Source organism: Flavicella marina (genome assembly GCF_009193215.1).
In the GTDB taxonomy this organism is placed as follows: domain Bacteria; phylum Bacteroidota; class Bacteroidia; order Flavobacteriales; family Flavobacteriaceae; genus Flavicella; species Flavicella marina.
The window spans coordinates 55077-66967 of record NZ_VYVA01000001.1 but is presented as its reverse complement, the minus strand read 5'-3'; the positions used below and the strand labels follow the sequence as shown (position 1 = coordinate 66967).

At 36.0% G+C, this 11891-nt stretch carries 10 protein-coding genes; all 10 read right to left on the bottom strand.

Annotation, left to right across the window (positions count from 1 at the left end; translation table 11 throughout):
• Positions 1-15: 15 nt before the first annotated feature.
• Positions 16-1350 carry a family 43 glycosylhydrolase gene (locus F6P99_RS00225; protein ID WP_152285434.1) on the bottom strand — a complete coding sequence of 445 codons (1335 nt, stop codon included), beginning with the start codon at positions 1348-1350 and terminating at the stop codon, positions 16-18.
• 313 nt (positions 1351-1663) lie between these two features.
• A complete protein-coding gene (locus F6P99_RS00220; RefSeq protein WP_152285433.1) occupies positions 1664-2908 on the bottom strand; it encodes a glycoside hydrolase family 117 protein in 1245 nt (414 codons plus the stop codon).
• A 27-nt stretch (positions 2909-2935) separates the two neighbouring features.
• Positions 2936-3952 (bottom strand): L-rhamnose/proton symporter RhaT, encoded by a 1017-nt coding sequence (locus F6P99_RS00215; RefSeq protein ID WP_152285432.1) that lies wholly within the window; start codon positions 3950-3952, stop codon positions 2936-2938.
• A gap of 30 nt (positions 3953-3982) precedes the next feature.
• Positions 3983-5014, bottom strand: coding sequence for an aldose epimerase family protein (locus F6P99_RS00210; protein WP_152285431.1), 1032 nt, complete (start codon positions 5012-5014; stop codon positions 3983-3985).
• 23 nt (positions 5015-5037) lie between these two features.
• Positions 5038-6132, bottom strand: a complete 1095-nt coding sequence (locus tag F6P99_RS00205) for a mandelate racemase/muconate lactonizing enzyme family protein (RefSeq protein WP_152285430.1) — start codon at positions 6130-6132, stop codon at positions 5038-5040.
• A 24-nt stretch (positions 6133-6156) separates the two neighbouring features.
• Positions 6157-7611, bottom strand: coding sequence for an aldehyde dehydrogenase (gene aldA / locus F6P99_RS00200; RefSeq protein WP_152285429.1), 1455 nt, complete (start codon positions 7609-7611; stop codon positions 6157-6159).
• A gap of 9 nt (positions 7612-7620) precedes the next feature.
• A complete protein-coding gene (locus F6P99_RS00195; protein WP_152285428.1) occupies positions 7621-9048 on the bottom strand; it encodes a sulfatase in 1428 nt (475 codons plus the stop codon).
• 14 nt (positions 9049-9062) lie between these two features.
• Entirely contained in the window at positions 9063-9827 is a 765-nt protein-coding gene (locus F6P99_RS00190) for an SDR family NAD(P)-dependent oxidoreductase (RefSeq protein WP_193315993.1), read from the bottom strand.
• Between the two features lie 36 nt (positions 9828-9863).
• Positions 9864-10880, bottom strand: a complete 1017-nt coding sequence (locus tag F6P99_RS00185) for a zinc-dependent alcohol dehydrogenase (RefSeq protein WP_152285426.1) — start codon at positions 10878-10880, stop codon at positions 9864-9866.
• A 209-nt stretch (positions 10881-11089) separates the two neighbouring features.
• A complete protein-coding gene (locus F6P99_RS00180) occupies positions 11090-11875 on the bottom strand; it encodes an IclR family transcriptional regulator (RefSeq protein WP_152285425.1) in 786 nt (261 codons plus the stop codon).
• Positions 11876-11891: the final 16 nt, after the last annotated feature.

Here is an 11891-nt window from a genome sequence, read left to right as displayed (position 1 = left end):
AGGTACTGCTCTTGTTTATTCTAAAAGTAACCAATTCAGGTTTGCAACTTTACTGGCTCCCCAATCAGATTTAAATACTGCTACTATGTTTTGTTTTCCTGAAACTTCTTGGGTGATATTTGTTTCAAAGGTTTCCCAATTATTCCAACCACCAGTATGTTTTAAAGGGAAAGTTGCAATTAACTTACCTTTTTGGTTTCCTAATCTGATTTCGATACTACCAATTCGTTGTCCACACGCAATTCTTGCTTTTATTTTTTTTGATTTTCCTTTTCCAAAATCAACATTGTTGAATTTTACGAAACTCATCATTTCAGTTTCACAAACCATCCAGCCTTTTGGTTCGTTACCACCAACAAAGGCAGTTTTTGCACCAGAAATTTCGTTATAGCGATCAATTTGAATTGTATCTCCAACAGTTGGTGAGCCAATACCTCTAAGAGTAGGTTTTACCTTTTTAATAGATCCATCTTTTTTAAACTCCATGTAGTCTGCTCTCATTGAGCGAAGTTTGTTGTATCCGCTAATATCCCACCAGTGATAAAATAAAATCCATTTGTCTTGGTACTTAACAATAGAATGGTGGTTGGTACCGTTGCTTATGTTGTCCATAATTTTTCCTTGGTATACATATGGACCAAGTGGGTTATCACTTGTGCTATAACCAATTGTGTACCCTTCTTGAGGAAAGACATGAGCATAGGTTAAGTAATATTTGTTTTTGTATTTGAAAGGAAATGGACCTTCTACATAACCCGCTGGAAGTCCCTCGATCTTAATAGGTTTTCCATCAATTTCTTTCATGTTGTCATTAAGTTTCACCGCTTTTAATGTTCTACCTCCGGCGTAGTACATATAAACTTTACCATCATCATCAACTAAAATACCTGGATCGATACCATCAACACCTTGGATGTAATTTTTTTCCCATTTAAAAGGCCCTTCTGGAGATTTTGAAACACCAACTCCAATTCTTCTAAAAGCAGATTTGTCTTCTGGTTGTGCAGGGTAGTAGTAATAATATTTATTTCCTTTTTTAACACAATCAGGAGCCCACATTCCATAGGAGTTTTTTTTCCCCCAGGGTACTTCATTCTGGTCTAAAACACTACCATTGTCTTTCCATGTACTTCCGTTTTCTAATGTGAATGAATGATAGCCTGGCATACAAAACCTTGGAGCTTCTACACCTTCAGGTGGTACCATATCACAAGATGGATAAACGTATAGTTTGCTGTCGAAAACTCTTGCCGTTGGATCAGCAGTAAATAGATGAGTTACCAACGGGTTTTGGGCGATACTATTCAGTCCAATAAATAAGGATAAAAATAATAAGATTGATTTTTTCATGCTGTGTTCTTTTATTTCGAAATTATGTTGTTGTTCTGTTTTTTTAAAAAAAACTTTATGACATCAAAGATAGGTGTGAATGCCAGAAAATTATTGTACAGATGTTTTTGAAAGTATAACGAATGGCTCTTCCAATTTTAAGTATAAAAAAAGACTGTTCGTTAAAACAGTCTTTTTCAGTAGTTAAGTTTAGTTAAATGAAATATTGGATCTTAAATAGATGCAAATTTTCATGTTTTACATTCAATTTTGTTAATATTGAACTTTGTGAGAATTCATGAGTTTTTGGTCATAAAAATAGCAGCTCACAGTTTTATTTTTGATCGTTTACCGATATCTTCTTTCCTTTTACAACACCCTTTGCAGTGTGGTATTGCATACGTGAAGTTTTGAAACCTCGAATGTATTGATAATTATAGTTTTTATATTCATGTGTCAATCCCCATCGTAAAATTTCAGTAGGTTCTTTTTCATTGTCCGCTGTTCGATTCAAACCTATAGCATGAGGTGCACCTTTTACAACAGCTTTTATTTCAAAGTTGATTCCATCTGGAGCCCATTGAACAGTGTTTTTTTCTGGTCCATCGGTAGTAATCAAAGAAGCAATTCCTCCGTTATAAGGCCAAACACAAATCTCATGTCCACTGTTAGAAATAGGGTTATAGGGAGATTTTACATAAGGACCTTTAGGGTTGTCGGCAATTGCCACACCATGTCTGATTTGACGTCCGCCAAAAGTAATAGCTTCACCCATTTGCTCTCCTTTGTAATACAAATAAAACTTTCCTTTGTAAGGAATGATACATGGATCGTGTACTTTATGACTGTCAAAATCACCTTTTTTGATAACAGCAAACCTATCTTGTTCCTCTCCTTTCCAGATACCATTATCGGCAGGACTTAGAATAGGTTCTTTGCTTTTTGTCCAAGGACCATTGGGAGATGTTGACCATGCCAAGCCAACTTGGTTTTTAACACGTACGCTATATGGGTTTTTTACAGTTTGATAGCAAAGGTAATAGATACCTTCATGTTTCATGATTTCAACCGTAAATACAGATCGATCATCATATTCACCGGCTTTACCTCTTGCTACTGCTATTCCTTCTTCTTTCCAAGTAATTCCATCTTCAGAGGTAGCGTACCAAATATCGCATCTGTCCCAAGGAAAAACTTTGTCTTTCACCACATCTCCTCCAAACCCTTGAGATGGCCCCGTGCTTCTTGAATACCAAGTATAATATTTTCCGTTTTCTTTGATAATAGCACTTGGGTCTCTTCGAACCACACCTTCTTCGTATGCGAAATCACCTTTTAAGTCATAAACTTCGTATTTAAAAAACCAGTCATTTCCTCGAACTAATTCTTCATCCCATTGAAGGGCTCTTTTTGATGCTGCACTCAATTTATCTTTGTTTGTAATCCCTAAAAAATCTTGTTGATCATCCGTAATTACAATTTTCTCATTATCATCACAAGGTGCGTTGTTTGTTTCTGTTTTGCAAGATGTAAATGCAATACCTAGAGCGATAGGAAGTATATATTTTATATTTTTCATTTTGTGTTTGTTTACTAAGTTTTGTTGTTAAGCTAGTGTGTTTGAATACGCGATAATAATGATACCGATTACCATGCATGAGAGACCTAAATATAGAGAGTTTTTAGCTTTTGTTGATGCTTTTACCCATTCTTTTGTAATCAGTCCACTAACAATTGCAGTTACAACACAAGCTGTGTTAAAAATTGCATACCCAACACTTCCACCAAGTTCTTTCCCTAGCTTAAAGGCGGCATATGCAAAAACTACAGATGCAGCAAAGTTAAAAATCCCCATAATACTTGTTAACAAAACGTTTTTGCCAAGATGAGGTGTTTTGAATTTACTCCATAGTTTTTTTGTTGTTAGTTGTTGTACGAAATAAATTGCGATGGCAACTCCACCAGCCATATATATAACGTACATTACTGCGATTGCACTTTTCCATGGTGCATTCCCTTGTGCTTGAGAAGCTTGATCGATTATCTCGGCTCCATAAGAATTGGCAAAACTAAAACCTGTTGCAAGTAATCCTCCTACTATAGCGATTGCTATACCTGTTAGAATTGATCCACTTTTTGATTCTTCGTTTTTTTCTTTTTCTTCATCTTTTTGACGAAGGATTCCAGCTCTTCCATTGGCCATTACTCCAATAAGTACAACAAACAAACCACCTAGAATTGTCAAGAAGATATTTGTGTTAGGAATTCCTCCAATAAAGAATGGGATCAATGAGCCCACGAGTATAATGGTACCTATAAAAATGGAAAAACCTAAAGAGAGTCCGATATGATTGATGGCTTTTCCCCACATCATTACTCCAATTCCCCATGCAAGACTTGATACAATCATACCTATTAGTACATTTGTTGGAATTGTACTTAGGATGTCTGAGAAACCGTCAATTAATAAGAATGCAGCGATGTTCGGTACAACAAAAGTGTTGATAGCGAAAAACATACTCCATGTGTTTTCAAACTCGTAATCTTTAGTGAATTTTTCTGGTAGCGCATAAAGCCCCAATAGAAGTCCAGCCAATACTGCAAATAAAATACCTGTTATCATAAAATTGTTTTTTTAGTTTAGTTAATGTGTTTACCAATCAAATTTAAATACGGTGGTGCTACTGAATTCTTCTCCGGCTTTTGTAATTGATTTTGGAGAGTTCTCAAGGTTGGGTCCGTTTTGATAACGATGTGTCTCGAAACAAAATCCTCTGTATTTACCGTACTGTTCACCATTTTCTCTTTTGATTTCATCTGAAGTATATTTTCCAGTATAGAACAGCATACAAGGTTCATTGCTAAATACGGTCAATTTACGTCCTGATTTATCTGATTGAATATTTGCTAATTCTTTCAATTTGAAATCATCTTCGAAAATGTAAAAATGTTCAAAGCCGTCACCCATAGCAATGTGAGCTTCATTTATGATCTTACCATTGGTAAGATCGTCTACTTTGTTTACTACATCTGTAATTTCTCCTGTTCCAGCACCTGATTGATCCATTACCTGTTTTAAATGGCTATGAATAGTGATTTTGTGGTTCTCTATGTTTGAAGAAAACGCATCCAAATTAAAATAGGTATGGTTTGTTAAGGAAAGAGGTGTGTCTTGATCTGTGGTAGCGCTATAGCCAATCTTTAGTTCATTAGAATCTGACAGAGTAAAAGAAACCTTCACATAAACATTTCCAGGAAAACCTTCTTCTAAATCTTTACTCAACAAAGTCATTTCAACGCCATTTTTGATTTCTTTGGCTTGCCAAACTCTTTTATCAAAGCCCTGGTTACCTCCATGAAGATTGTTGTCACCACAATTTTTAGCTAAGGTGTAATTCCTGTTGTTTAGTGTGAATGTTGCATCCTTTATCTGAGAACAGTACCTCCCAATTGTTCCTCCAAAATATGGAGAGTTCTCTAGGTAGGTTTTGTCGAAATACCCTTCTAGTGTATCGAACCCACAAGCGATGTTTTCTATATTACCATTAGAATTTGGTACTTTTAAAGAAGTGATGGTAGCTCCATAGTTCATGATGCTTACTTCAATACCATTGGAGTTCGAAAGAATGTATTGGTTTATGGTTTTTCCTTCGTATTCTCCAAATTTTACAATTTGTATACTCATTGTATAGGTTTAAGTTTAGTAATTTATTTTTCTTCGAAAGGAGCTAGTTTCTCCCAATCAAAAATAACTCCTACACCCGGATAGTCTGGTGCTACAGCTCTATAGTTTTCTACAACTAATGGTCTGGTTGTGTATTCGTCAATAGGAAAACTATGTACTTCTAGCCAACCTGAATTTGGTTGTGCGGAAACCAAACTTACATGAAGTTCTTGCATACCATGTGAACAGGCTGGAATTCCGTGCTTGTCTGCCAATCTAGCGGCTGCTAACCATCCTGTAATTCCTCCACAATTGGAAGCGTCTGGTTGAGCAAATGAAAGTTTTGCTTGATCAAAAGCATATTCAAATTCGTGAATCGTATGTAGGTTTTCTCCCATGGCTAAAGGGAATCCTGTGGCATCAACAATTTCTCCAAAACCTTTGTAGTTATCAGGAATGATTGGCTCTTCAAACCAGGTAATGTTATATTGTTTGAATCCTTCAATCGCCTTGATGGCTTTTTCTACTGTCATAGAGTAGTTGGCATCCACCATGAAAGTAAAATCTGGCCCAATATATTCTCTTACCGCTTTGATTCTGTCTAAATCTTCTTGTAGGTTTTCTCTACCTATTTTGATTTTTACAGCATTGAACCCTTTGGCTAAATACCCTTCCATGTTTTTCAAAAGCTTTTCAATAGGGAACATCAAGTCAATTCCTCCACAATATGCTTTACAAGTATTTCCAGCTCCGCCTGCCATTTTCCATAGAGGTTGACCTGCTTTTTTACATTTGATATCCCATAAGGCGATGTCAATAGTAGAAATCGCAAAAGAAGCGATACCTCCACGTCCTACATAGTGAACATGCCATTCCATGAAATCATATAAACCATCAATGTCAGCACCATCTTTTCCGATTAAAACCTTTGAGAAATCATGCTCAATCATGGCTTTTATTGCAAAACCTCCTTTTCCACCTGTATAGGTATATCCAGTTCCTTCGCTACCATCTTCCAAAGTAATTGTAGTAGTGATCAATTCAAAATGATAGTGATCACCATGTTTTGCATCAGCCATTACTTCAGGTAATGGAACGGTAAATAGTTTTACGTCTACCTTTGATATTTTTGTACTCATAATAATATTTTTTTAAGAATAGGATTAAGCTTTGTGTCTGATGTAAAATGTCTTTTTCTCTAAATATTGTTCAAAACCATATTTACCATCTTCACCTCCAGATCCTGAAAGTTTATAACCATTATGGAAACCTTGATGCTGCTCACCATGACCTCTATTTACATAGATTTCCCCATATTCAAGCTCATCATTACATTTCATAATTGTATTCATATCGTTCGTGAATACCATGGCAGCTAAACCGTATTCACAATCGTTTGCGAATTCAATCACTTGTTCAAAAGAATTAAATTTTAAAACAGGTAGTATAGGTCCGAAAGATTCTTCATGTACAATAGTCATATCTTGAGTAACTCCGGTTAAAACAGTAGGTTCAAACCAAAATCCTTTTTCGAATTCAGCACCTTCTGGTCGTTTTCCTCCCGCAGCAATAGTAGCACCTTCTTTAACACTTACTTCTACTAAGTGCTCCATGTGCTTTAATTCATTTCCATTCACTTTTGGTCCCATGTCTGTTTCTTCTAGCATCGGATCACCAACTTTTATTTCTGCAACTTTTGCTAAGAATTTCTCCATGAAAGTATCATAAATATTCTCATGAACATACATTCTTTCGTTACAAGTACAAACTTGTCCACAGTTGTCAAATCTAGAATGCAGTGCAGATTCTACTGCTGCGTCAATATCAGCATCTTCAAAAACTATAAAAGGAGCTTTTCCTCCAAGTTCTAATTGAACATGTGTAAGGTTGTCAGCGGCATTTCTTGCAATTTGCTGACCTACTGGAGTAGATCCAGTCATTGTTACCATTTTACATAATGGGCTTTCAACAAGCGCGTTACCCATTGCACGTCCTGGACCAGTTAAGATGTTGATTACTCCTGCAGGAATACCTACTTTATTAGCCAAATCTCCCAATTCCAATGTTGCTAGAGGAGTTTCAGATGTTGGTTTGATAACAATAGTGTTACCAGCTACCAACGCGGGCCCTAATTTTCTACCAGCTAAGGCAAGTGGGAAATTCCAAGCAGTAATTGCAACTACAACACCTCTTGGTACTTTTTGGATCCAAATTTGCTCATTAGGATTATCCGAAGGAATGATATCTCCTTCAATTCTTCTTGCGCCTTCACATGCATATCTGATAAAAGAAGCTGTTACTTGGACTTCGAAACGCGCTACTTTCAATAACTTTCCTTGTTCTTTTACTAAAAGTTGTGCAAGAGATTCGTTATTAGCATCAATTTCGTCAGCTAATTTGTACAGTAAATCTGCTCTTTCTCTAGCAGGTAGTTTTTTCCATTCTTTTTGTGCTTTATCGGCAGCTTCTAAAGCTTCGATAGCTTCTTCTGCTGTTCCATTTTGCACACGTGCTACTACTTCTTCGGTTGATGGACTTACAATATCAATTGTTTCACCTGAAGTAGATGTTCTCCATTCACCATTTATAAATAATTGGTAATCTTTAATTTCTGCCATAATAGTATATTATTTTTTTAATTTTTCTTTTCTATTGTTGTCCATTCGAATGGCGGCTTTTCCCTCGTAAAGTCTCTTTAATTGCCAAAGAGGTCTTTCCAAAGTCAATTCCCATTCAAATAATTTTTTATATAATTCTTTAACCTTTTCTGGGTTTTCAGAAGCCAAATCATTTATTTCTGAAATGTCTTGTTCAATGTTGTATAATTCAGCGGGACGATCAGGGAATCTAATCAGTTTATATTCATTGTGTCTTATCGCTGCTCTAGATTCTTTTTTCCAATACAAAGTTTCATGAGGTGTCTTTGAATTATTTTCCTCTAAATAGGGGATAAGGTTAACTCCATCTAGATGTGGTTTGTCTTCAATTGTTCCACCTGCAATTGATACAAATGTTGGTAAAAGATCTAAGGTGCTTATAGGTTTTGTATAGACTTGTTTTTTTTCAAGTTTGCCTTTCCACGACATTAGAAATGGAATTCTTATACCTCCCTCAAGATGATTCGCTTTGGTTCCGCTTAATGGGTCGTTACAAGATTTATTGGAGTCCGTAGGTCCCCCATTGTCATTAGCAAAAACTATTAGTGTGTTTTTTCCCAGTCCTAATTTTTTAATTTTATCCAAAACAACACCACAAGCTCTATCTAATCCAATTGTCATAGCGGCAAGGGTTCTTCTTTTTACAGTCAGGTGTTTCGGAACTTTTTTTAAATCTTCTTTTCGTGCCTCCATTGGCGTGTGAACAGCATTAAAGGAGAGGTAAACAAAAAATGGGTTGTTTTTATTTTTTTCAATAAATACAGAAGTTTCGTTAGCTAAAGCATCCGTTAAATAAAGTTCACTTTCTTGATAATTGGCAAAGCCAGTTTCAAGTTGCTTGTCAGCTTCAAATCTTGGACTGTCTTTGTCAACCTCATAGTAACTTCTTGCACCACCTCTAAAACCATAAAAGGAGTCAAAACCTCTTTTTGTTGGATGGTATCGATCCGCATTACCCATATGCCATTTTCCGAAAATAGCTGTAGTATAGCCTAATTCTTTAAGATAATCTGCGACAGTAATTTCATCTGTTGGCAATCCCATTTCATCTCCTGTGAGTCCAGAATGACTCATGTATCCAGGGACATTGTTTTCTTCAAATCCAAATTTTTGTTGGTATCGTCCGGTTAATATTCCAGCTCTAGAAGGTCCACATACCGCCGCAGATACATACGCTTGTGTAAACCTAACTCCGCTTTTTGCTAATGCATCTAGGTTAGGAGTTTTAAAATCTTTACTTCCTTGAAAACCAAAATCAGCATATCCTGCATCATCCGAAAGTATGAATATGATATTCGGTTTTTGTTGCGCGGAAATTTGGTGACAAACACCACATACAACCGCTAGTAAGCAAAGCGATTGTATGATTGTGTTTATCTTGATTAAAAATAGTCTCATTGAATATTTTTGAATTATCTCCCCATCCATCCACCATCTACTAGCATGGTAGTTCCATTCATATATGCTGCAGCTTCTGATGCTAAGAAAACGGTTGGTCCTGCGAAATCTTCAGCATTTCCCCATCTTCCTGCTGGAATTCTTGATAAAATAGACTCAGATCTCACAGGGTCATTTCTTAAAGCTTCTGTGTTGTCTGTAGAAATATAACCTGGTGCGATTGCATTTACATTTACACCTTTACCTGCCCACTCGTTGGCAAAAGCCATCGTCATTTGACCAATAGCTCCTTTTGAAGCAGCGTACCCGGGTACTGTAATTCCTCCTTGGAATGTCAATAATGAGGCCGTGAAAATAATTTTACCTTCACCACGAGCTACCATTTCTTTTCCAATTTCTCTAGTCAAAATAAATTGAGCATTTTGGTTTACCTCAATTACTTTGTCCCACATTTCATCTGGATGTTCTGCTGCAGGCGCTCTTAAAATTGTACCTGCATTGTTTACCAAAATGTCAATTTGTGGATGATCAGCCTTCACTTCAGCGATAAATTTGTACAAAGATTTTCTATCAGAAAAGTCACATTGGTATGCTTGGAAGTTTTTTCCTAAAGTTTTTACATCTTTTTCTACTTGACTTCCTTCTAGTTCCAATGAAGCAGATACTCCAATGATATTTGCTCCAGCTTCAGCCAAACCAATAGCCATAGCTTTTCCGATTCCACGTTTACAACCTGTTACTAAAGCTGTTTTTCCTTCTAAATTGAATTTATTTAATATACTCATTGTTTATTTTTATAAAGTTTTACTTCTTTGTTATAGTTGACAATCCATTAGTACCTTTAAACCATCAGGGTTTTTATCTATATTTTCAAAAACTTGTTGGATGTTTGATAAAGGCTGAACATCAGTAATCATTTCTTCAAATGGCAACTCATTTGCTGTGATTAATGCGATCGATTTTTCGTAATCTTCTCTTTCATACACACGAGCTCCAATTAACTTTAATTCTTTCCAGAAAAATTTAAACAAATCGATTTCTTTTTTCACCCCGTGAATGGCAACCATTACGATGCGTCCTCTAATTCCTGCTACTTCAGTCATAACATCCAAAGCGGGTTGAACACCTGCAACTTCAAAAACCACATCGGCTTTACGACCATCGGTTTTTCCGTGAACATATTCAACTAAATCAACTTCTAAAGGACTCACTGCGTCAAAACCTAATTCTTTAGCTTTTGCGATACGAGTTGGGTTTACTTCTGAGATAATTACCTGAGCACCTACTTCTTTAGCAACCATGGCTACTAGAAGTCCAATAGGTCCACCACCTAATACAAAAGCAGTTTCTCCAGCCACCAAACCACTCAAACGAACGTCATGAGTTGCAACTGATAATGGTTCAATCAGAGCTGCTAATTTTAGATCTGTATTTTCTTTTAATTTGTGTAGTGTGAAAGCTGGTACATTCCAATACTGTTGCATTGACCCTGGACTGTCGATTCCAATAAAGTTTAACTCTTCACATATATGATTGAATCCTTTGTCTGAGGGTTTTGCTTTGGTATCATCTAACGGACGAACTACCACTTTGTCTCCAATAGTATAATCAGATACACCTTCTCCAACAGCATCAATAGTTCCTGACATTTCGTGTCCAATTGTCTGAGGCATATCAACACGACCATCCATCATTCCATGGTAAATGTGTACATCTGTACCACAAACTCCTGAATATGCTACCTTGATTCTAACTTCTCCTTGTTTTGGAGTTTCAACCTTTTTTTCTACTACTGAAAAGGTTTTGTTTCCTTTGTATTCTGTTGCAATCATTTCTGTATAATTTGTTTCAAATAAAAAACTAGTTTCTAATATGAAACAAATATATAAAATGTAACTGGCTTATTCGAATAAGAAACTGAATTTATATATGAAACATTGGTATGTTTAATTTTTGTCTAGTTTTTAGACGTGTTTCGTGGTGTCTAGATATAGACTTTTTTATCACTTGTTGATGAGGAGCAATGAAAGGGAGTGAAAAATTATTTTCCTAAATACCCTAACTTTGTGGAGATTTGCATAGCGTAGTTTGCTATAGTTTTCCCTTTAATGTCAAATTCACTGTGTGGTAATCTACCATGCGGAGCTGTAATCCAGATAGCAGCAACAGGGGTTCCTTGTTCGTTGAAAATCGGTGCACCAATACAATGGATACCTTGAATGTCTTCACCGTTATCTATTGCGTAGCCAATTTGTTTTACTTTTTTTAAATGCTCTTTGAATTCTTTAATAGAAGTAATTGTATTGTCGGTGTATTTTGCTAAAGTTTTTCCTTTTAGAATGTTGTTGGTTTCATCTTCGGGAAGATTTGCTAAAATGCTTTTACCACCAACTGAGCTGTGTAAGTTAAATTGTGTTCCTTGTTCTACAAATAATTTTACGGGATATGAAGAGGATACTTGTTCTAGAATGGTTCCCTTGGTACCCAATAACACGCCTAACATCACTGATTCCTTTAGATCGTCACGCAATGCACGCATCACATCGATAGACATTTCAACAATACTTTGTTCGTTTATTGAAGAAATACCTAGCGTCAGTATTTTTCTGGAAAGTGTAATTTTCTTTGTGGATTCGTTTTTCTGAAGGTAATTCTTAAAAATAAGTGTACTTGTAATTCTAAAAGCACTCGTTTTTGAGATGTTTAACTTTTCAATGATTTCTGAAAGAGTCAACCCTTGTGTGTGTTCTGCTAATAACTCGATAATTAGCAAACCTCTTTCGAGGTTTGGAACATTATAGGTTGATTTTGATTCAGATTTTTCCATGCGTATATTTTCGTCG